Source organism: Streptomyces pactum (genome assembly GCF_002005225.1).
Classification (GTDB): domain Bacteria; phylum Actinomycetota; class Actinomycetes; order Streptomycetales; family Streptomycetaceae; genus Streptomyces; species Streptomyces pactum_A.
Window position 1 is genome coordinate 5,603,841 of the sequence record NZ_CP019724.1, and the last position, 20,100, is coordinate 5,623,940.

Consider the following 20,100-nt stretch of genomic DNA (forward strand, 5'->3'; position numbering starts at 1 on the left):
GCCGGTCTTTCATAGTTCTCATATGAGAACTCGGCAATCTCCGGTCCTCCCGGTTCCGTTCCGCCGCTGGGCTCGTTGGACAGGCGACAGAAAAAGCCTCCGGCGACCTGCGTTGCCGAAGAAAGGAACACGATGAAGCCCCTGAAAGTCGCCGCCGTCATCGTCGGGTCCGTGATCGCCTCTGGTGCCGCCGCGCCCGCGTTCGCCCACAACGCCGGTGACCTGGCGCCCACCAGCCTCAACAACGGCACGGCGACCCCGTTCAAGAACGTGTCCGTCCTCGACATCCCGCTGGACGACCCGATGAACGTGATCGACAACCGGAACGGCGACTCGCCGCTCTACACGGTGGCGGACGCCAAGAACGCGCTGAACGGCAACGAGTCGCTGCAGCGCGGTCTGTCGCTGCAGGGCTGAGACCACGCCTTCGAAGGACGGCCCTCGACGGAGTCCGAGGGCCGTCCTTTCGTGTGCACGGCCGGTGACTCCGGCTCGCTTCCCGTGCCGGGCCGGTGAGCCGGGGGACGCGTCCGTATCCCCGAACCGGTCGCGGATGGTCACCGGTGCGGCCGCACGGCGGTGACCGCGAGGGACGTTCGGCGGTTACGGCTGCGAAGAGCCGAACGGACGAGGAGTGCACCATGGTCATCAGCAGTGGCGACGTACCGGTGGGGGCGGAGGAGGCGGCACCGGCCCCGGCGCTGCCCGGACCGGAGGGCAGAACACGGCGGGACGTGGCGCGCGGTCTGCGCGCCTGTGCGCTTGTCGCCGCCCTGACTCCGGTGGTCGCCGCATCCCGGCCGCCACGCTCCCGGTCCGTGCCCACGGACGCTCCCGGCGGTCCCGACTTCGACCAGACCTACCGCGGCCGCCGCGTCCGAGGTGTGTGGATCCCCGCGCGCGGCGCAGCCGGTGGCGGCCGGTGGCACGTCACTGTCGACGGGCGCCCCCTGCACCTGATGCGCCGCGCCGACGGCACCTGGCTGAGCATGGTCGACCACTACTGCTCGTACCCGACAGCGCTCGACACCGCCCGCGCCGCCGTCGACGCGCTCGGCCCGGGGCAGCGGCTGCGGGCCGCCCCGGCTTCGGCGCCGCTGGGCCAGGGGCACCCGCACGAGGGGGGCCGGCATGGCGTACGTGCGTAAGGACGCCGGCACGCTCACGGGGGCCGAGAGGCGCAGATTCGTCAAGGCGCTGCTGGAGCTCAAACGGCGCGGCGAGTACGACGAGTTCGTGCGGATGCACGTCGACCACTACTCCTCCGACGGCGAGCGCGGACTGCGCACCGCGCACCTGGCGCCGTCCTTCCTGCCTTGGCACCGCCGGTTCCTGCTCGACCTGGAGAACGCTCTGCGCCGGGTGGATTCCTCGGTGACCGTCCCGTACTGGGACTGGACCCGCGATCGCACGACGACCTCCGCCCCGTGGACGGCGGATCTCCTCGGCGGCAACGGGCGCCGCTCCGACCTCCGGGTGACGACCGGTCCGTTCGCCCACCGGGAGGGCAACTGGACCATCAGGGTGGGCGTGACCGAGGGCGAGTTCCTCACCCGGGACCTCGGCAGGCGACGCGCCCCGATCGACCTGCCCACGAAGAGCGATCTGGAGTGGGCGCTGAAGGACACCGCCTACGACGTGTCGCCCTGGGACTCGACGGTCACCCGGGGCTTCCGCAACAAACTCGAGGGCTGGGGCACCGGCCGGGGCAGCGCCTCATGGCGCAACCACAACCGGGTGCACCGCTGGGTCGGCGGAGAGATGCTCACAGCCACCTCCGTCAACGACCCCGTCTTCTGGCTGCACCACGCTTTCGTCGACCTGCAGTGGTACCGCTGGCAGCGCCGGCACCGCGGCGCCGCCTACCTTCCCGCGACACCGCCGGGCCGCGGCGACGATCAGCACGGCCGGGTCGTGGCACGGCACGAGAAGCTGCCGCCGTGGGGCGTGACACCGGGCGAGCTGGAGAACGTCGACCGGATCTACCGGTACGCATGAGATGAAAACGCATGAGACGACGCGGTACGGGGGAGCCCCGGCGCCGGAGGGCGCGCCAGGGCTCCGGGTGCTGTCCCCGCGCCGGGACCCCGACACGCCGGTCTCGGCCGTCCGATTTCTACACAAGAGCTACACAACGCCTGATGCGAAGAAAATTTACGAAGTCGGGTGTTTCGTCGCGCGAAGTCAGGAGATGTCGTCTAGAGTGAACACCGTAAGTGACCAGCCCAGCACGGGCTGTGTTGCCCAGAGGAAACGGAGAGGTAATGCGCAAGATCCAGAAGGCTGCCGTCGTCGTCGCGATGCTCGGCAGTGTCAGCGCCCTCGGCGCCGGAACCGCGATGGCCGGCGAGGCCGACACGAGCTTCGACGTCAAGGGTGGCGGCTGCTCGGTGTCCGGTGACTCGAACCAGCTCATCGGCAACGTCGGCGTTCTGAACGGCGTCGTCGGTGGCATTCTGACCTTCGGCAACGACGGTGACCACGGGACCCAGGGCAACGAGCAGGGCCACAAGGTCGACTGCTCCACCCGCGGGTTCACCGGCTGACGCCGAGTAGACGCATGAGGACAGGTCCCGGGGCTCGCCCCGGGGCCTCTCCCCGACCTTTCTCACAATCCCGAGCGTTGATCTCGCGCCAACTCGTCAAGGGGCACGCAGGCAGTGGCCGCACGGTTCGAGACGCCCAGCGCCTGGGGGGACCTACCGCAAAGGACAAAGCGGATGCAGAATTTGAAGAAGATCGCAGTGGTGGCGGGTTTCCTGGGAGGCTCCGTTCTGATGGGCCTCGGTACTGCCCAGGCCCAGAGTTTCGACATCCCCGTCTGTGACGAGAAGGCCAGCGACGGGCACTGCGGGCAGAAGCGTGAATATCAGTACACCACTGAAAACGGTCAGCACGTCCATGTTGTCGTCGCGCGTGAAGGCTGTGCGATCAAGGGGAACAGCACCGTCGACTGCTCCATTCACCACCCCTGACCCGCTCGAGGCAATGGCGCCCGCTCGACGCAGCCGTGATTCCTGCTGAGGTACGCCTGGCTCCCGCCGCAGCGTCATGGGCAGCGGCTGCTCCACAAGCCTGATGGCCGGACCCGCCTTTCCGGGGCCGGCCATCAGGCGTGTACGCGGCGCGATGGACGCGGAACTGCTCCGCCATGAGTGCGCGGTTTTGCCGACCGGCCTTCGTGATCTAGCTTCGTGATCTTCGACGTTACGCTGACGCCGGTCCATCGGATGGCCGCTGACATCCCGTACCACTCCGGGGACACGCGCCACGGTATGCACGTCCGGATCCTTGCCGCCCCGTTCGGCCGTCCGCCGAGGGCTTCACCGGCCTTGCCCGGTTCCGTTCACGAGTGGGCCGCTGTAGCGCAGACCGGATGACCGGCCTCGTGCGGTCCGTCCTCACCCCTCCCCTCCGAACGGCCCCGCGCCGGCCTTGGCCGGTCGCCGAGGGCGCCGCCCGCCATGCGGGGCGTCCGGCCTGCGGCCGTCACTGACCTGCCGAGTGCGGCCAAGTGAACGAAGCGGTGCCTCAGCGACACCCCGCCGCCGCGACAGGGCCTGTGCGCGGTGACTCCATCGGGGTGCAGTACGGCAGATCGTCGATGGGGTCGTCCGTGCAGAACCGGCCGATCAGGTCCGCGGACTCCTGCCTGCGTTCGACCGTGACCAGGTGGTCGGCCTCTTTGATGGTCGTGAACCGCGCTGCGGGCATCGCCGCGGCGAGCTCGCGGCCCATCTGCGGGGTGCACAGGGTGTCGTACTCTCCGGTGAACACCAGGGACGGCACGTCGGGGACGGGCAGAGGCTGGTAGCAACCGTGCGTCAAAAGCCTCGTGTTGTGCTCGACCGCCTTCGTGATCTCATCCGGCGTCTGGTCCAGGAACTGCCGCTGGAGGAGACGCGACACGGCCGCGTGCTTGCGAACCCGACCGGCGCTCGGGTTCGACATGAACAACCGCACCAGCCCGTCGGCGGCCTCTTCGATCCTGCCGCGTTCGAGTGCGTGCGACAGGCGCGGTACGGCGGCGGTGTAGATCTCGGGAAGGCGCTTCGCCGCGCCGCAGAAGATGATGCGACTGACGAACTCGGGGTAGAGCTGCGCGAAGCGGAGGCCGACGACCTCACCGAAGCAGCCGCCGAAGAGGTTCACTCGCGGCATTTTGATCTCCACCAGCATGTGCTTGACCGCGGAGGCGAGGAAGTCGATGCCGTATCGAGCGGGCAGGAAGTCCGCGGTGCCGTAGCCGGGAAGATCCATCGTGATCAACGTGCACAGCGGTGCCAGGTACTTCTCGTGACCCTGCCATGAGTACTTGTTCTGGGACGAGCCGCCGAGAAGCAACAGCGGTTCCGTCCGCGGCGCACGCTGATGGACAATGCGGCAGTCGTACGCGAAACCGTCGACAACGAGGCCGCGTTCCTCCACGCGTTCCGGCGGTGCGGCAACAGGCCGGGAGCGCTCTGCGGTGAGTTCCTGGGTGTCGGTGACGGCAGTGCGCATGGAGACTCCGGTAAAGACGAAGGGCAGCGAGCCGTTCCATCATTACCAAGAGTCCCACCAACCTGATGTAATCACTCAATTGTGGGCGATCCCGGCTGAAGTCGCTTACCTGCGCAGTGGTTACCGCCAGTGCTGTGGGTCTGCTGAGGTCTCACGGCATCGAGACAGTGACCGGTTTCCGGGGGTCGGGGGCCGGAGTCGACCGCCACGGGCCGAAGCGGCGTTGCCGGGAACGACGGACCGCGCGGTGGCGGACTGGCGGGAACGGCGGACCGCGCGGTGGCGGACTGGCGGGACCGCCGAAACCGGTCGAGGCCCGGCGGGGCGCGGTATCCCGCGCTTTCGGGTGTAGGCGCCCCCGGCAGGACTCGAACCTGCGGCCAAGCGCTTAGAAGGCGCCTGCTCTATCCACTGAGCTACGGGGGCCAGGTGTGGTGGCCTCGGTCGTGGTGCCCGGGTGTGGGCTGAACCGTGACACTGCCGGGGACAAGGATAGGGCTCCCGGCTCCATGTCCCTGATGCTTCGCTTCCGTGCCTCGATGTGGAGGTTCAGTGAAGCGATCCTGATAATCGCAGGTAGGTACGAATCGTGCATCGCTTTTGGCATCTCGCGCATCGGGTGTTGTCCACTCGTTATGCCTGGACTGCTCACGCGTCCCAGTAGTCCCTTCCGTCTGGAGTGTCCGGTCGGCGCGCAGGCATACTCATATGCTTCAAAATTCCCCTAAAATTGGGCATTCTTCACATGTGGTGACCTTGGACGTACGGCCTCAGCTGCTCGACGCACTCTCCGCCCTGCGCGACCGTGTCGCGGCCGCACGCTTCCCGCTGCCCCTGGCGGGGGCCCCACGCGCGCGTGCCAACCGCGACGAACTGCTCGCACAGCTCGACGACTACTTGGTGCCCCGGTTGAAGGAGCCCGAAGCGCCCTTGCTGGCCGTGGTGGGCGGCTCCACCGGCGCCGGGAAGTCCACGCTGGTGAACTCCCTCGTGGGGCGGCGGGTCAGCGAGGCGGGGGTGCTGCGGCCCACGACCCGGACGCCGGTGCTGGTGTGCCATCCGGAGGACCACCACTGGTTCAGCGGCATGCGGGTGCTGCCCGACCTCACGCGCGTGTGGGTGCCCCACCGGGAACCGGACGACGACCTGCTCCTGCCGGGCGAGAACCCCGCGCGCGTACTGCGCGTCGAGACCGCCGAGACCCTGCCGCCCGGCATCGCCCTCCTGGACGCGCCCGACATCGACTCCCTCGTCGCCGACAACCGCGTCCTGGCGGCCGAACTGCTCTGCGCCGCCGACATCTGGGTGATGGTCACCACAGCCGCCCGGTACGCCGACGCCGTGCCCTGGCACCTGCTGCGCACCGCCAAGGAGTACGACGCCACCCTGGTCACCGTGCTCGACCGGGTGCCCCACCAGGTGGTGTCGGAGGTGTCGCGGCAGTACGGGGCGCTGCTCACCAAGGCCGGGCTCGGCGAGGTGCCCCGCTTCACCGTGCCCGAGCTGCCGGAGTCGGCCTGGGGCGGCGGGCTGCTGCCGGCCAGCGCGGTGGCGCCGCTGCGGTCCTGGCTCGTGCACCGCGCGCAGGATCTCGACGCCCGCCACCACGCCATGGCCCGTACGGCGCACGGCATCCTGGACTCCCTCAAGTCCAGGATGCCCGAGCTGGCCGGCGCCGCCGCCGCGCAGTACGCCGCCGCGCTGCGCCTCACCGCCGCGGTCGACGGCGCGTACGACGGCGAGCACGCGCGCGTGCGGGGGCGGTTGCAGGCGGGTGCCGTGCTCGCCGGGGACGCGCTGAAGCGGTGGCGGGCCTTCCCCCTCGACTGCTCCCCCGAGGAACTCCTCGACTCGCTGGTGGAGAGCCTGAGCGCCCTGCTGCTGTGCGCCGTCACCGCCGCCGACGAACGCGTCGACGAGGTCTGGCAGCGCGAACCGGCGGGCGCCGCCCCGGAACTCGTGCACCGCGACCCGGCGCCGGAAAGCGCCGAGCACCGCATCGGGATGGCCGTACGGCGGTGGCGCCGGGAGCTGGAGGAGTACGCCGAGGAGGAGGTGCGCGAGCTCGACCGGAACCTGGCACCGGACCCGGCGGTGGTCGCCGCCCTGGTCGCCACCGTCCTGCTGGGCGGGCGGCGGGCGCGCGTCGCCGGGGAGCGGCTCGCCGAGCGGATCGGCGCCCGCGGCGCGCTGCGGCTGCGCGACCGGGGCGGGCGGCTGCTCGACGAACACGTGGACCGGGTCGTGCACGTCGAGCGTGAACGCCGACTAGCGCCGCTCGACGGGCTGGAGGTCCATCCCGAGCCGCAGGCCGAACTCATCGCCGCGCTTTCCGTACTGCAGAAGGAGAGGTGACCGGTGACCGCCGTCACTGACCAGGACCACACCGAGCACACCGACCAGACGAGGGAGGAGGCGGAACCGGCGGACCCGGCGGACCCGGCGGGCCCGGCAGACCGGGCAGGCAGAACGGCAGACCCGGACGGCCGGGCAGACCGGGACGGCCGGCCGGGCCGTACGGGCTCCGGGGACGGCCGGGGCCCGGAGCAGGGCACCGAGCAGGACACGAGTACACGCTCGGATGGCTCCCCCGCGCGTGTGCCGTACGGCGGGTCGTCCCGCCGTACGGACGGAGACCGGGGCACGGACCGGGACCGGGACCGAGATCGAGATCGAGAGAGGAACCGTGACCGGGACGGGCGCCCGAACCGCGAGGGCGACCGGGGCCGCGACCGCGACCGCGGGGGCGAGCGGGGCCGGGACCGCGACCGCGGGGGCGAGCGGGGCCGGGACCGGGACCGCGGGTGCGAGCGGGGGAAGCGGACGGAAGCCGGCGAGCGTACGAAGGGCACGGCCGGCGGCACGTCCGGGGCCGGGTCCGGGGGCGGGGAGGAGGGCGTCTGGGGCGACGGGCTGATCGCGCGGCGGGTGGACGAGAACAGCGGGGCCGAGCAGTTCACCGTCGTGCCGAGCAGGCCCGCCAGTTCCTCGGCCCTGATGCCGCTGGCGTACGACGGGCACCTCAGGTCGCGGCTCGACGCGCTGCGCGAGCTGGTGGGGCTCTCCCGTACCCGGCTCGACAGCGGGACACTGGCCGAGGCGGGCCGGGTCCTCGACGAGGCCGCCGCGCGGCGCCGGCTCTCCGGCCAGCACACGGTGGTGGCCATCGCGGGCGCGACCGGCAGCGGCAAGTCGCAGCTCTTCAACACGCTCGCCGGGGTGGCGATCTCCGAGACGGGCGTCCGCCGGCCGACCACCGCGGCGCCCATCGCGTGCAGTTGGAGCGACGGCGCGGCCAGTCTCCTGGACCGCCTCGGCATCCCCGGCCGGCTGCGCCGCCGCCCGCTGGGGCATCCGGACGCCGAGTCACCGCTGCGCGGACTGGTCCTGATCGACCTGCCCGACCACGACTCGGCGGCCGTGCAGCACCGTGAGCAGGTGGACCGCATCCTGGCGCTCGTCGACGCCGTCGTCTGGGTCGTCGATCCGGAGAAGTACGCCGACGCCGTGCTCCACGAGCGCTATCTGAGGCCGATGGCAGGCCACGCGGAGGTCACCTTCGTCGTCCTCAACCAGGTCGACCGGCTGCCCGGGGAGGCCGCCGAGCAGGTCCTCGACGACCTGCGGCGCCTGCTCGACGAGGACGGCATCGCGCTGGGGGAGTACGGCGAACCCGGCGCCACCGTGCTGGCCCTGTCCGCGCTCACCGGGGACGGCGTCGGCGAACTGCGCGAGGTGCTCGGCCAGTTCGTCGCCGAGCGGCAGGCCCCGGCGCGGCGTATCGCGGCTGACGTGGACGCCGCCGCCTGGCGCCTGCGTCCCGTGTACGTCACCGGGCGGCGGACCGGGCTCAGCGAGGAGGCCCGGGACGAGTTCGCGGACCGGCTCGCGGACGCGGTGGGTGCCACCGCGGCGGGCGAGGCGGCCGAACGGGCCTGGCTGCGCAACGCCAACCGCGCGTGCGGCACGCCCTGGCTGCGGCTGTGGCGCTGGTACCACGACCGGCGCGAACCCGCCACGGGACGCCTCCCGCTGCGCGCCCAGGCGGACGAGGAGGCCACGGCCCGTCAGCGCGTCGAGCAGGCGGTGCGTACGGTGTCCGACCGCGCGTCGGCCGGGCTGCCGGCCCCCTGGGCGCAGGCGCTGCGCGAGGCTGCCGTCCGCGGCGCCCAGGGGCTGCCCGAGGCCCTGGACGAACTGACGGTGCGCACGGGGCTGCCGCCGGGCCGGCCGCCGCGACCGGGCTGGTGGCCGGTGGCCGTGCTGGCCCAGGCGTCCATGACCCTGCTGCAAGTGGTGGGCGGCCTGTGGCTGCTGGGCCAGATCGTCGGCTTCCTGCCGCCGAACCTGGGCGTGCCGGTGCTGCTGATGGTGGCCGGCATCGTCGGCGGCCCCCTCATCGAGTGGAGCTGCCGCATCGCCGCACGCGGACCGGCGCGGCGCTACGGCCACGAGGCGGAACGCCTGCTGCGGGAGGCGGCCGCCGGGTGCGGCCGGGCCAGGGTGCTGGATCCGCTGGCGGCGGAACTGCTGCGGTACCGGGAAGTGCGGGAGCAGTACGGGCGCGTCACGGGGGCGGGGGCGGCGGCGAGGTAGGGAGCCGGGAGTCCCACCCGTCAGGGTGACGGAGTTCTCCACAGGCGGGAGGGCGGTCCACAGCCCGCAGCGGGCCTGCCCCGGACGGAGGCAGTCTGGCTTCGCGGCGATCGCGACGGACGCGATCGTCACGGCAGCGGCGGCGTACGGGAACGCGACGCCGGCCGCGCCAGACGCAGCCGTACGGGACGCACCCGTGCGGGAGGGAGGACTCGCGATGAACGAGACGATGATCTGCGCCGTGGGCAACGTGGCCACACAGCCGGTCTTCCGGGAGCTGGCGAACGGGCCGTCGGCGCGGTTCCGGCTGGCGGTCACCGCGCGCTACTGGGACCGCGAGAAGAGCGCGTGGACGGACGGCCACACCAACTTCTTCACGGTCTGGGCCAACCGGCAGCTCGCCGCCAACGCCTCGGCGTCCCTGGCCGTGGGCGAACCCGTCATCGTCCAGGGCCGGCTGAAGGTGCGCACGGACTCGCGCGAGGGGCAGAACCGGACCTCGGCGGACATCGACGCGGTGGCGATCGGCCACGACCTCGCGCGCGGCACGGCGGCGTTCCGGCGCACCGGCAGGGCGGAGACGGCGGCCTCCCCACCGCAGCCGGAGCCCAACTGGGAGACGGCGGCGGGGGAGCCGGGCGACGCGGAGTCCACCGGACAGCGGTCGGAACCCGCCGCCGCGGTGGCATGACGCCGGTGGCTCGCCGGAACTGACCGAAGAGTGGCTTATCGGTGAGTACGCCCCGCGCACGCCCGGGTGGATTTGTCGATAAGCCCTGCTCACCGGTCCTGTCGGCGATAACGATTCCGATTCGGATCACCGCGTGGGCGGACATCACCGGCAAGCACGGTGTGTCAGGTCCTTAGGATGCCGAACGAGCCCTGTGGGGCTGGTGATTCTGCTGGTGGGACCGCGCCCCCCACGCCAACGGGTCCTGCTCGAAGGGGAATTTGGTGTTTTCTTCGCTCACCGCGTCGTCTCTGCCCGGCCGAGGCGCGGCGCGTCTCGCCACCACTGCGCTGGTGTCCGCGCTCGCCGCGGCGGGCGTGGTGGCCGGTGCCGGTCCGGCAGCCGCCGCCCAGGACGCGGCGGCGCGGGGCCAGGGCGGAGCGACCGCCACCATAGGCGGCCTCAAGACACACGGCACCGCGGTCATCCACGGGGAGGGCGGCGACCAGGAGGTGCCGGCCGGCCTGTTCGAGATGTCCGTCGAGGGCGGCGGCATGCTGCAGACGTACTGCGTCGACATCCAGAACCCGACGCAGAAGGACGCCAAGTACCACGAGACCCCGTGGAGCGGCACGTCGCTGGGCACCAACAAGGACGCCGGCCGTATCCGCTGGATCCTGCAGAACTCCTACCCCCAGGTCAACGACCTGGCCGCGCTCGCCAAGAAGGCGGGCGTCCGCGGCGGGCTCACCGAGCAGGACGCGGCGGCAGGCACGCAGGTCGCCATCTGGCGCTACTCGGACGACACCGACGTCGACGCCGTCGACCCCCAGGCCGAGCGGCTCGCCGACTACCTGGAGAAGAACGCCCGCGACCTCGCGGAACCCGCGGCCTCCCTCACCCTGGACCCGCCCGCGGTCTCCGGCCGCCCCGGTGAGCGGCTCGGTCCGGTGACGGTGCGCACCAACGCCGGCGGGGCGACGGTCACGCCCCCGGTGGACGCCACCGCGGGCGGCGTGCGGATCGTCGACAAGAAGGGCGAGCCCGTCACCTCCGTCACCAACGGCACCCAGATCTTCTTCGACGTGCCCGAGGAAGCGGCGGCCGGCACCGCGGAACTGGCGGTCCAGGCCTCGACCACCGTCCCGGTCGGCCGCGCCTTCGCCTCCGAGAGCCGCAGCCAGACCCAGATCCTGGCCGGCTCCAGCGAGTCCACGGTCGTCGCGACGGCGACCGCCGGTTGGGCCGGACAGGGCGCGATACCCGCCCTGTCCGCGAGGAAGAACTGTGCCGAGGGCGCGCTGGACATCACCGCGCTCAACAAGGGCGACGAGCCCTTCACCTTCGAACTCCTGGGCACCGAGTACACCATCGCGGCCGGCGAGACCCGGACGGTGACGGTCCCGCTGCCCGAGGACCGCGCCTACGACTTCACCGTCCGCGGCCCGGCCGGCTTCGAGCAGCGCTTCTCCGGCGTCCTCGACTGCCGCACCCGGAGCGCCGCACTGGCCGACACCACCCGCCCCCTCGGCGAACCGGCCCCCACCACGGTCGTCGCCCCCAGCCCCACCCCGAACACCAACCTCGCCGAAACCGGCAGCTCCGGAGTGACCCCACTGATCGGCGGCGCGGCCATCGGCCTGGTCGTGATCGGCGGCGCGGTCCTGCTGTTCCTCCGCAGGAAGAACGAACAGTGACCGCGACGTCGCCATCCGTACGCACCGGCCACCGCCCGTAGCAGCGGCCCTGGGCACGGGATTCCGTCAGGGGGTGGCGGTGTGGCAAGGACGGGGGTCGCTTACCGCGGGAGGGCCTCGAAAGCCCGGCACGACCGACTTGCACCCGCTGACCGTCTGCCCGGACACCCTCAGCCGGGCCGCGACCCCCGTGACGGTGTAACCCGCCGGCACCTCAAACACAGCCCGGCGTCTCTGCTCGGCCGACCGACAACTCCACCGGCGGCACTCCGGGCCTCCTCTCGTCTCCCGAAGGGGACCGGCCGGTCCCCCGGCATGCCCTGACGGCGGCCTCGCGGAGGTCCGGTCGGGCGCCTCGGGTCGCGGGCTCGGCGAGCTTCCCCGTGGTGCGCGGCCCGCGGGTCCAAGCTCGGACGGATGTCCAGTACGACTTCGCGGGGAGGCGTTACATGCCCGGTGCTCTGCTTGGTCCCGGTCATTCGGGGCGGGCTTGACGGCCGGCCGGGTCCGGGCGGATTCCCGCGCCTACCTCGTCGTGGTGCCGGCAAGCTGTCTGGTGGGGCTGGTCGGCGGGGCGTTCCGGTGGTCTCTGGAGCGCGCCGACCGGCTGCGCGTCGCGGTACTGGAGGCCGCCGCCGGCTTCGGTGGCCCGGGATGGCTGATTCCGGTGGCGCTCGCGGCGGTGGGCGCGGCGGTGGCGTGCGCGATCGCGCGGCGGGTGCCACACGCGGCGGGCAGCGGGATCCAGCACGTGGAAGCGGTGTGGCGTGAGGAGGTTGGGTCCGGACCCCGTTCGCTGCGGCTGTTGCCGGCGAAGTTCTTCGGCGGTCTGATCGCCATGGGCTCGGGCCTGGTGCTCGGGCGGGAGGGCCCGATCGTGCACATGGGCGCCGTGATCGGGTCCGAGGCGGGCCGCCGTTGCCGACTGGGTGCCGAGGACGCCCGGCTGCTGCACGCCGCGCTCGGCGGTGCGGGCCTGGCCGCGGCGTTCACCGCCCCACTCGGCGGGCTGCTGTTCGTCTGCGAGGAGCTGACCCGCACGGTCCGGCCCCGCCTGGTGCTGCTCACTCTCCTCGGCACGGCCACCGCAGTCGCGTGCTGCGGGTTCGTCGTGGGCGACGCGCCGGTCTTCCCGGTATCCGCCGTACCGGTCCCGCCGGTGTGGCTGCTGCCCGTCTTCCTCCTGTTCGGCGCGGTGGCCGGGGCGCTGGGCGCTGCCTACAACGGCCTCGTCGTGGGGATGCTGACCGTGTGCGACCGGCTCACACGGGTGCCGCTCGTGGTCCGGGCGGCCGCCATCGGTGCCGTCATCGGTGTGCTGATGGCGTCCGGCCCGCTGCTGGCCGGGGGCGGCGATCCGCTGAGCGAGCGGCTTCTGGTGGGCGAGAGTCCCGCCTTGGCGGTGCTGGCGGTCTATATCGCCGTCCGGTTCGTGGCGGGGCCGTTGAGCTACGCGGCCGCGACCCCTGGCGGGCTGTTCGCTCCGCTTCTGGCCCTGGGCGCCCTGTGGGGGACCTTCGCGCACGCGGTCGCGGCGCCGCTGCTGCCGGAGCAGTCGGCCGGCCCGGGCGCGTTCGTGGTCGCGGGGATGGCCGCCTTGTTCGCCGGGGTCGTACGGGCGCCGGTCACGGGCGTCGTACTGGTCGTGGAGATGACCGGCACCCTCCCGCTCCTCATCCCGCTGCTCGTCGCCACTTTCGCCGCGACACTGACCGCGGACCGGCTGGGGAGCGAGCCCATCTACGACACTCTGCGGCGGCGGATGCCGGCACACCCCTGATCCGGCGGCGCGCAGGGGAAGCGGCCCTGCCCCACTCGCCGGGGTGATCTCCTCCTGCCGGGCCTCGGTCCGGGCGCCGCCGGCCGTCCGTACGGGGCCGCGTCCCGCGGTCTCCCCGTGCCGCACGCGGTCTGCTCGGGCGGTCCCGGCGGTCCGGTCGATCGAGCCTTGCGGTGGTGCTCATCTCGGCGCGACGGCATCGACCCATCCGGCGAGCGCGCGGAAGTCGGCGTCTTCGAGGCCCTTGGCCGGCTCGACGTGGTGCAGCAGTGAAGGCCCAGGGTGGCCGGCGTCGACCCAAAGGCGGTCCATGTCGCCGATCTCGTCGTCGACCCAGATGAAGGGTCGGCCGGCGGCCCACTCGACCATGGGGCGAGTCTTCCAGTGGAGACCCCGCGGGGTCCCTCCCGCGTCGGCGTCCGGCCACTCCAGCACGGGAAGCCTCGGCAGGCCGATGCGCGGGGCGACGACATCGTTCGCCTCTTCCATCCACGTCGTCGCCCAGACGAGCCGGCAGCCCAGAGCCGTGAGGCGCGCCCCGATCCCGGGGTCGAGTCGGGCCAGCAGCGGGTTCCCCTGATCGACGGTCGTCGAGGAGGCGGCCGCGACCTCCTTCTGACCGGCCGAAGACCCGAACGGGATCAGTGGGCCGTCCACGTCGAGGAAGAGGAGAGGGCGCTCCGATGCGCTGGTCACGGCCGCACCGTAGCCCAGCGCGGTGGGGGAGCGGCACCCTCGGGCTGGGCCGTCTGTGGGCCGTGCGAGGGGGCCCGAGGCCGATCGACGGCGACCGACAGTGACAGGTGAGGCTCAGGCGGCGACCAGGAAAGGCCTGGTCAGAGCCCCCGCAGGGAACGCGTTTCCTCCCAGGGGTGGCGGTGCGGCAAGATGGGGTGTATCTGCCCACTGCCTGATCAAGCTGCCGGACGGTTTCTCTTGGCTGAGTACATTTACACCATGCGCAAGGCGCGCAAGGCGCACGGCGACAAGGTGATCCTCGATGACGTCACCCTGAGCTTCCTGCCCGGCGCGAAGATCGGCGTGGTCGGACCGAACGGCGCTGGTAAGTCGACCGTTCTCAAGATCATGGCGGGGCTGGAGCAGCCGTCGAACGGCGACGCGTTCCTGTCGCCGGGCTACACCGTCGGCATCCTGCTGCAGGAGCCCCCGCTGAACGAGGAGAAGACCGTCCTGGAGAACGTCCAGGAGGGTGTCGCCGAGGTCAAGGGCAAGCTCGACCGGTTCAACGAGATCGCCGAGCAGATGGCGACCGACTACTCGGACGCCCTGCTCGAGGAGATGGGCAAGCTCCAGGAGGAGCTGGACCACGCCAACGCCTGGGACCTCGACGCCCAGCTCGAGCAGGCCATGGACGCGCTCGGGTGCCCGCCCGGCGACTGGCCCGTCGTGAACCTCTCCGGTGGTGAGAAGCGTCGCGTGGCGCTGTGCAAGCTGCTGCTGGAGGCGCCCGACCTGCTGCTGCTCGACGAGCCCACCAACCACCTCGACGCCGAGTCGGTGAACTGGCTGGAGCAGCACCTCGCCAAGTACGAGGGCACCGTCGTGGCCGTGACCCACGACCGGTACTTCCTGGACAACGTGGCGGGGTGGATCTGCGAGGTCGACCGCGGCCGGCTGCACGGCTACGAGGGCAACTACTCCAAGTACCTGGAGACCAAGCAGACCCGCCTCAAGGTCGAGGGCCAGAAGGACGCCAAGCGCGCCAAGCGGCTCAAGGACGAGCTCGACTGGGTGCGGTCCAACGCCAAGGGGCGGCAGGCCAAGTCCAAGGCGCGTCTCGCCCGGTACGAGGAGATGGCGGCCGAGGCCGACAAGATGCGGAAGCTGGACTTCGAGGAGATCCAGATCCCGCCGGGCCCGCGCCTGGGCAACGTCGTCGTCGAGGTCAACAACCTCACCAAGGGCTTCGGGGAGAAGGTGCTGATCGACGACCTGAGCTTCACGCTGCCGCGCAACGGCATCGTCGGTGTCATCGGGCCGAACGGCGCGGGCAAGACCACCCTCTTCAAGATGATCCAGGGCTTCGAGGAGCCGGACTCCGGTTCCATCAAGGTCGGCGACACCGTCAAGATCTCCTACGTCGACCAGAGCCGCGAGAACATCGACCCGAAGAAGACGCTCTGGGCGGTCGTCTCCGACGAGATGGACTACATCAACGTCGGCCAGGTCGAGATGCCCTCGCGGGCGTACGTCTCCGCCTTCGGCTTCAAGGGGCCGGACCAGCAGAAGCCGGCCGGGGTGCTCTCCGGCGGTGAGCGCAACCGCCTCAACCTCGCGCTCACCCTCAAGCAGGGCGGCAACCTGCTCCTCCTCGACGAGCCGACCAACGACCTCGACGTCGAAACCCTCGGCAGCCTCGAGAACGCCCTTCTCGAGTTCCCCGGGTGCGCCGTGGTGGTCTCCCACGACCGGTGGTTCCTGGACCGCGTCGCCACCCACATCCTCGCCTACGAGGGTGACTCCAAGTGGTTCTGGTTCGAGGGCAACTTCGACTCGTACGAGAAGAACAAGGTCGAGCGGCTCGGGCCGGACGCCGCGCGTCCGCACCGTGCCACGTACAAGAAGCTGACCCGGGGCTGATCGATCTTGCGGCACATCTACCGCTGCCCACTGCGCTGGGCGGACATGGACGCGTACGGCCACGTCAACAACGTGGTCTTCCTCCGCTACCTGGAGGAGGCGCGTATCGACTTCCTGTTCCGCCCGGAGAAGGACTTCAAGCAGGGGTCCGTGGTGGCACGCCATGAGATCGACTACAAGCGGCAGCTCGTCCACCGGCACCACCCGGTCGACGTCGAGCTGTGGGTCACGGAGATAAGGGCCGCCTCCTTCACGCTCACCTACGAGGTCAAGGACGGCGACGAGGTCTACGTCCGCGCCTCGACGGTGATCGTGCCGTTCGACTTCGAGACGCAGAGGCCGCGCCGGATCACCGCGGAGGAGCGGGAGTTCCTCCAGGAGTACACGGACGACAAGGAGGGGGCCGTCGCCGCATGACGGTCCTCCACCTGGCCGACGAGGGGGAGGCCGCGGATCTCGCGGCCTTCCTCTCCCGCCTGCTCCACTACGACCGTTCGGCGGCGGTGCGCCTGCAGGCGGCCGGCACCGCCCTCGCCGTCTTCGGCCGGCCGCCCTCCTTCGAGGTGCTGGCCGTGCGCGCGGTGCGGCTGGCCAAGCCGTACGAGAACGGGCTCGACGTCACGCTGGACGTGACCGTGTCCGCCGGTGAACTCCTGGAGGCGGTGGACGAGCCGGCGGCCACCGCGGGCGTTCCCGGCGCGGTGACCGGGCCCCCGTGGGCCGGTGTGCTGCCCCCGCGCGGCGGCTGGCGGCCCGAGCCGGGACTGCCCGCCCCGGACGCCCTGCGCGCGCTGGTCGCCGCGGCGGTGGCGGAGTTCCGCTCCCGCACCGGGGAACTGGCGCCCGAGCGGCGCACCCGGACCGAGCTGGACGCGATCGGGCGGGAGATATGGTCCCGGACGGTCGGGGACACCGGGCTGCCGGTGCGGGCCGTGCACGCGGCCCAGTCGCTGGGGTTCCTGCGGCTTCCCGGGGTGTCCGGAGAGCCCGACGCGCCGAAGCTGTTCTCCTCGGGCGCGTGGCTGCGGCTGCGCACGCCCTACGGGTCCGTCGCACTGCGCCGGGCGGGGTCCGGGGCGCTGGGTATCAGCGTGCGCTGACCCCGACGCCCCGCCCGATCGACCCCGACGCCTCGCCCGGTCGACCGCCGGACCGATCCCGCGGTCGACCGCCCGACCCGCCATCCGGTCGACCGTGGGATCAGTCAGGGGTGTTGACCATCGAGGCCGCGGCGTACGTCAGGTACTTCCACAGCGTCTGCTCGTGCTCCTCGGAGAGCCCCAGCTCGTCGAGGGCGACCCGCATGTGCTTCAGCCAGGCGTCGTGCGCCGCCCGGTCGACGACGAAGGGCGCGTGGCGCATCCGCAGCCGCGGGTGGCCGCGGTTGTCGCTGTACGTCGTCGGGCCGCCCCAGTACTGCATCAGGAAGAGCGCGAAACGCTCCTCGGCCGGGCCCAGGTCCTCCTCCGGATACATCGGCCGCAGGATCGGGTCCTGAGCGACCCCCTGGTAGAAACGGTGGACGAGCCGGCGGAAGGTCTCCTCCCCACCGACCTGCTCGTAGAAGGTCTGCTCCTGAAGCGTGCCGCGCCGAATCTCATTCACGTCGTCCATGGTCTCAGACGCGGGGACATAGGACTTGAGGCTTAGGACCGCCCACCGCCCACCGTCCGCTGCCCACCGTCCCCGCCACCGCGCCCACCACCCGCGGCGGGGCCCGTACTGTGGAGGTATGGGCGGGCACCGGGATCTGGACGGCCTCGCCGCCTCCGCGCGGGCGGAGCTGGTGCGGGAGATCGAGCTGAGCGGAGCCTGGGCGGCCGACCCGGTGTGGCGGGAGGCCTTCGCCACGGTCCCGCGCCACCTCTTCGTCCCCTACTACTACGTCGGCGTCCTGGGCGGCTACGAACGCCGGTGGGGTGAGCACCCCGACCGGCACGCCCGCGAGCGCTGGGTGCACGGAGCCTACGCCGACGCCCCGCTGGCCACCCGGCTGCGCGACGGCGAGCTGGTCTCCTCCAGCAGCCAGCCGTCGCTGATGGCGATGATGCTGGTGGAGCTGGGCGTGAGAGAGGGCGACCGGGTCCTGGAGATCGGCGCCGGCACCGGCTACAACGCCGCCCTGCTCGCCCACCGGCTCGGCGACGACGACCTGGTCACCACGGTCGACCTGGACCCCGAGATCACCGAGTCGGCCCGCAGTCACCTGGCCACCGCCGGGTACCACCCGGTCGTCGTCACGGGCGACGGAGCCCGGGGGGTGCCCGAACGCGCCCCCTACGACCGGATCCTCGCCACCTGCACGCTGCCCTCGATCCCGCGCGCCTGGCTCGCCCAGTGCCGCCCGGGCGGCAGGATCCTGACGCCGCTCGCCACCGGCCTGGTCGTCCTCACCGTGCACGGCGCCGGGCACGCCGAGGGGCGTTTCCTGCACACCCCCGCGTACTTCGTGCCGCTGCGCGGCGCGGAACGGCACGAGCCGGAGACACCGGGCCTGGGCGGGGTGCCGCGCCGCGCCCGGGAGGACGACCTGTTCCGCTTTCTGCTGGCGCTCGGCCGGGGGAGCCTCGACCCGCAGGAGGCGTACGCCCTGTGGGACCGCGAGGACGCGCCGCGGCGCGAGCGCTACGGCATCACCGTCCGCGGCGAACGGGCCTGGGCGTGGCTGGACGACCCGGAGGGCCCGTACGCCTGGCCCTTCACCTGACGTAGGAGTGGTGCCTAGCCCCGGCGGATCGTGATCGTCGTCCAGGCGCCGACGTGCACTCGGTCGCCGTCCTGGAGCGGCACCGGCACGAAGGGCTGGATCGGCTCGTCGCCGCCGTTGACCGTCGTCCCGTTCGTCGAGTTCTGGTCGACGACGGCCCAGCTCCCGTCCGGCTGCTGCACCAGCACCGCGTGCTGGTGCGAGACGCCCGGGTCCTCCGGCGGCACCGCCAGGTCGATGTCCGGGGTGTCGCCGGTGGAGTGCCGGCGGCGCCCGATGGTGATCTGGTTGCCGGTGAGCGTGCGCTGCTGCTCGGGCGAGTACGCGGGCAGGTTCAGACCCGCGGCCTCGGGGCCGGAACGCTGCATCATCGCCATGAAGTAGTCGCGGTCCGGGCCGATGGTCACCGACCAGGTCGTCGGCTGCTGGGGCCGCTGCGGCTGCTGTGGTTGCTGCGGGAACCCGTAGCCGCCGCCGGGCGGGGGCGGCGGGGCCTGGGTGGCGCCGGGCTGCGGGTAGCCGTAGCCGCTGCCCTGGGCCGGGCCGGGGCCGCCGGGTCCGCCCTGTCCGGTGGACGACGGCGGGGAGAGCACCCAGTCGTCGTCACCGCCGCCGAAGGACGGGCCGCCCTGCTGCGGGCGGTTGGTCTCCTGCGGGAAGGCGGGCGGGGCCGGCGGACCGGACTGCTGGTAGCCCTGCGGGGCACCCCCGGGTCCACCGGGCCCGGGCGGCGGCGGAACCGGCCGCGACGGGTCGGCACCGAAGTTGGGCGGTGGCGGCGGACCGCCGGGACCACCGGAGTTGAAGGGGCCGGCGGGTCCATGCGGACCGCCGGGACCGCCGCCCGGACCGCCGGGACCGCCGCCCGGGCCGCCGGGACCGCCGCCCGGGCCGCCGGGACCGCCGCCCGGACCGCCGGGACCACTGCCCGGACCACCGGGGTTGAAGGGACCAGAAGGCCCATTGGGACCGCCCGGGCCCCCCGGACCGCCCCCCGGACCACCGGGACCGCCCGGACCACTACCCGCACCGCCCGGCCTCGACGGGTCGCCGCCGAAGGGCGGGCCCGGCGGGATCGGCTCGGCGGGACGGTTCATCTGGGACGGGCGCGAGCCCTGGTAGTCGTACGAGTCGCCGCCGCCGTACGACGGACCCGCCGGCGGCTGCTGGAAGTGCGGTGCCGGGCCACCGGACGCCGGCGGGCGCGGGGCGGCCGGGGTGTACGAGGTGGCGGTGTTGGTGAGGAAGTTCCACCGGCACTCCTCGCAGAACGGCGCCCCGCCCTCACGCGGCGTGCGGCACTGCGGGCACAACTGCGGTTCGGCACCGGGACGGCCGGGGCCACCGGGACCGCCGCCCGGTCCACCGGGACCGCCCGGTCCACCGGGCGGCGGGAAGCCGTAGCCGCCGCCCGGGGGCGGAGGCGGGGGAGGGGGCGGGACGGCACCGGCCATGCGGTGACCGCAGACCTCGCACCAGTCGTCGGAACCCGACTGGTGTCCGTTCGGGCAGGTCGGCATGTCGGAGCTTCCCCCTCTTGCGGGCT

18 protein-coding genes and 1 tRNA gene are annotated in these 20,100 nt (G+C 72.3%); 14 read left to right on the top strand and 5 right to left on the bottom strand.

Features of this window, described 5'->3' with window-relative positions; all coding sequences use genetic code 11:
* The first annotated feature begins 132 nt into the window (after nt 1–132).
* The 5 genes from B1H29_RS23905 to B1H29_RS23925 all read left to right on the top strand — a co-directional run bounded on the left by B1H29_RS23905 (nt 133) and on the right by B1H29_RS23925 (nt 2,975).
* Nucleotides 133–417, top strand: coding sequence for a hypothetical protein (locus B1H29_RS23905; protein WP_055416983.1), 285 nt, complete (start codon nt 133–135; stop codon nt 415–417).
* A 224-nt stretch (nt 418–641) separates the two neighbouring features.
* Nucleotides 642–1,148: a tyrosinase family oxidase copper chaperone gene (locus B1H29_RS23910; RefSeq protein WP_055416982.1), complete on the top strand. Its 507-nt coding sequence runs from the start codon at nt 642–644 to the stop codon at nt 1,146–1,148.
* Complete coding sequence (locus tag B1H29_RS23915) at nt 1,132–1,998, top strand: tyrosinase family protein (protein WP_055416981.1); 867 nt, start codon at nt 1,132–1,134, stop codon at nt 1,996–1,998. The genes B1H29_RS23910 and B1H29_RS23915 overlap by 17 nt, the downstream gene beginning before the upstream one ends.
* Nucleotides 1,999–2,264: 266 nt before the next feature.
* Entirely contained in the window at nt 2,265–2,546 is a 282-nt protein-coding gene (locus B1H29_RS23920) for a hypothetical protein (RefSeq protein WP_063787481.1), read from the top strand.
* Nucleotides 2,547–2,720: 174 nt separating this feature from the next.
* Entirely contained in the window at nt 2,721–2,975 is a 255-nt protein-coding gene (locus tag B1H29_RS23925) for a hypothetical protein (protein WP_055416980.1), read from the top strand.
* Between the two features lie 556 nt (nt 2,976–3,531).
* Here the strand turns inward: B1H29_RS23925 and B1H29_RS23930 are convergent.
* Together B1H29_RS23930 and B1H29_RS23935 are read right to left on the bottom strand one after the other, a co-directional pair.
* Nucleotides 3,532–4,503 carry an alpha/beta fold hydrolase gene (locus tag B1H29_RS23930; protein WP_055416979.1) on the bottom strand — a complete coding sequence of 324 codons (972 nt, stop codon included), beginning with the start codon at nt 4,501–4,503 and terminating at the stop codon, nt 3,532–3,534.
* A 353-nt stretch (nt 4,504–4,856) separates the two neighbouring features.
* Nucleotides 4,857–4,929 (bottom strand) — tRNA-Arg (locus B1H29_RS23935).
* A 321-nt stretch (nt 4,930–5,250) separates the two neighbouring features.
* Here B1H29_RS23935 and B1H29_RS23940 point away from each other — a divergent pair.
* The 5 genes from B1H29_RS23940 to B1H29_RS23960 all read left to right on the top strand — a co-directional run bounded on the left by B1H29_RS23940 (nt 5,251) and on the right by B1H29_RS23960 (nt 13,246).
* Entirely contained in the window at nt 5,251–6,858 is a 1,608-nt protein-coding gene (locus tag B1H29_RS23940) for a dynamin family protein (RefSeq protein ID WP_055416978.1), read from the top strand.
* 3 nt (nt 6,859–6,861) lie between these two features.
* Nucleotides 6,862–9,099: a YfjP family GTPase gene (locus B1H29_RS23945; RefSeq protein ID WP_055416977.1), complete on the top strand. Its 2,238-nt coding sequence runs from the start codon at nt 6,862–6,864 to the stop codon at nt 9,097–9,099.
* A gap of 217 nt (nt 9,100–9,316) precedes the next feature.
* A complete protein-coding gene (locus B1H29_RS23950; protein WP_055416976.1) occupies nt 9,317–9,790 on the top strand; it encodes a single-stranded DNA-binding protein in 474 nt (157 codons plus the stop codon).
* 263 nt (nt 9,791–10,053) lie between these two features.
* Entirely contained in the window at nt 10,054–11,466 is a 1,413-nt protein-coding gene (locus B1H29_RS23955; protein ID WP_055416975.1) for a Cys-Gln thioester bond-forming surface protein, read from the top strand.
* A 538-nt stretch (nt 11,467–12,004) separates the two neighbouring features.
* Nucleotides 12,005–13,246, top strand: coding sequence for a chloride channel protein (locus B1H29_RS23960; RefSeq protein ID WP_199832281.1), 1,242 nt, complete (start codon nt 12,005–12,007; stop codon nt 13,244–13,246).
* Nucleotides 13,247–13,426: 180 nt separating this feature from the next.
* On the opposite strand, the gene B1H29_RS23970 is transcribed toward B1H29_RS23960, so the two are convergent.
* On the bottom strand, nt 13,427–13,942 hold the full coding sequence (locus B1H29_RS23970; protein ID WP_055416973.1) for an HAD domain-containing protein: 516 nt from the start codon (nt 13,940–13,942) through the stop codon (nt 13,427–13,429).
* A 240-nt stretch (nt 13,943–14,182) separates the two neighbouring features.
* Between B1H29_RS23970 and ettA the strand changes: the two genes are divergently transcribed.
* The 3 genes from ettA to B1H29_RS23985 are packed head-to-tail and all read left to right on the top strand — an operon-like array spanning nt 14,183 to nt 16,947.
* Complete coding sequence (gene ettA, locus B1H29_RS23975; protein WP_055416972.1) at nt 14,183–15,847, top strand: energy-dependent translational throttle protein EttA; 1,665 nt, start codon at nt 14,183–14,185, stop codon at nt 15,845–15,847.
* 6 nt (nt 15,848–15,853) lie between these two features.
* Entirely contained in the window at nt 15,854–16,264 is a 411-nt protein-coding gene (locus B1H29_RS23980) for an acyl-CoA thioesterase (RefSeq protein WP_055416971.1), read from the top strand.
* A complete protein-coding gene (locus B1H29_RS23985; RefSeq protein WP_055416970.1) occupies nt 16,261–16,947 on the top strand; it encodes a hypothetical protein in 687 nt (228 codons plus the stop codon). The genes B1H29_RS23980 and B1H29_RS23985 overlap by 4 nt, the downstream gene beginning before the upstream one ends.
* Nucleotides 16,948–17,047: 100 nt before the next feature.
* On the opposite strand, the gene B1H29_RS23990 is transcribed toward B1H29_RS23985, so the two are convergent.
* Nucleotides 17,048–17,461 (bottom strand): globin, encoded by a 414-nt coding sequence (locus B1H29_RS23990; RefSeq protein WP_055416969.1) that lies wholly within the window; start codon nt 17,459–17,461, stop codon nt 17,048–17,050.
* A 118-nt stretch (nt 17,462–17,579) separates the two neighbouring features.
* Here B1H29_RS23990 and B1H29_RS23995 point away from each other — a divergent pair, with 118 nt between their 5' ends.
* The gene (locus tag B1H29_RS23995) at nt 17,580–18,554 is read left to right on the top strand and encodes a methyltransferase domain-containing protein (RefSeq protein WP_055416968.1); all 975 of its coding nucleotides are present in this window, start codon (nt 17,580–17,582) and stop codon (nt 18,552–18,554) included.
* A 14-nt stretch (nt 18,555–18,568) separates the two neighbouring features.
* Here B1H29_RS23995 and B1H29_RS24000 read toward each other — a convergent pair whose 3' ends face one another.
* The gene (locus B1H29_RS24000; RefSeq protein WP_055416967.1) at nt 18,569–20,074 is read right to left on the bottom strand and encodes an FHA domain-containing protein; all 1,506 of its coding nucleotides are present in this window, start codon (nt 20,072–20,074) and stop codon (nt 18,569–18,571) included.
* Between the last annotated feature and the right edge of the window lie 26 nt (nt 20,075–20,100).

Bases quoted from the DNA above. Each gene is read 5' to 3' on its own strand.
- B1H29_RS23920 (WP_063787481.1), top strand. From the start codon at position 2,265: ATGCGCAAGATCCAGAAGGCTGCCGTCGTCGTCGCGATGCTCGGCAGT.
- B1H29_RS23925 (WP_055416980.1), top strand. From the start codon at position 2,721: ATGCAGAATTTGAAGAAGATCGCAGTGGTGGCGGGTTTCCTGGGAGGC.
- B1H29_RS23990 (WP_055416969.1), bottom strand. From the start codon at position 17,461: ATGGACGACGTGAATGAGATTCGGCGCGGCACGCTTCAGGAGCAGACC.
- B1H29_RS23915 (WP_055416981.1), top strand. From the start codon at position 1,132: ATGGCGTACGTGCGTAAGGACGCCGGCACGCTCACGGGGGCCGAGAGG.
- B1H29_RS24000 (WP_055416967.1), bottom strand. From the start codon at position 20,074: ATGCCGACCTGCCCGAACGGACACCAGTCGGGTTCCGACGACTGGTGC.
- B1H29_RS23930 (WP_055416979.1), bottom strand. From the start codon at position 4,503: ATGCGCACTGCCGTCACCGACACCCAGGAACTCACCGCAGAGCGCTCC.
- B1H29_RS23910 (WP_055416982.1), top strand. From the start codon at position 642: ATGGTCATCAGCAGTGGCGACGTACCGGTGGGGGCGGAGGAGGCGGCA.
- B1H29_RS23995 (WP_055416968.1), top strand. From the start codon at position 17,580: ATGGGCGGGCACCGGGATCTGGACGGCCTCGCCGCCTCCGCGCGGGCG.
- B1H29_RS23950 (WP_055416976.1), top strand. From the start codon at position 9,317: ATGAACGAGACGATGATCTGCGCCGTGGGCAACGTGGCCACACAGCCG.
- B1H29_RS23905 (WP_055416983.1), top strand. From the start codon at position 133: ATGAAGCCCCTGAAAGTCGCCGCCGTCATCGTCGGGTCCGTGATCGCC.
- B1H29_RS23985 (WP_055416970.1), top strand. From the start codon at position 16,261: ATGACGGTCCTCCACCTGGCCGACGAGGGGGAGGCCGCGGATCTCGCG.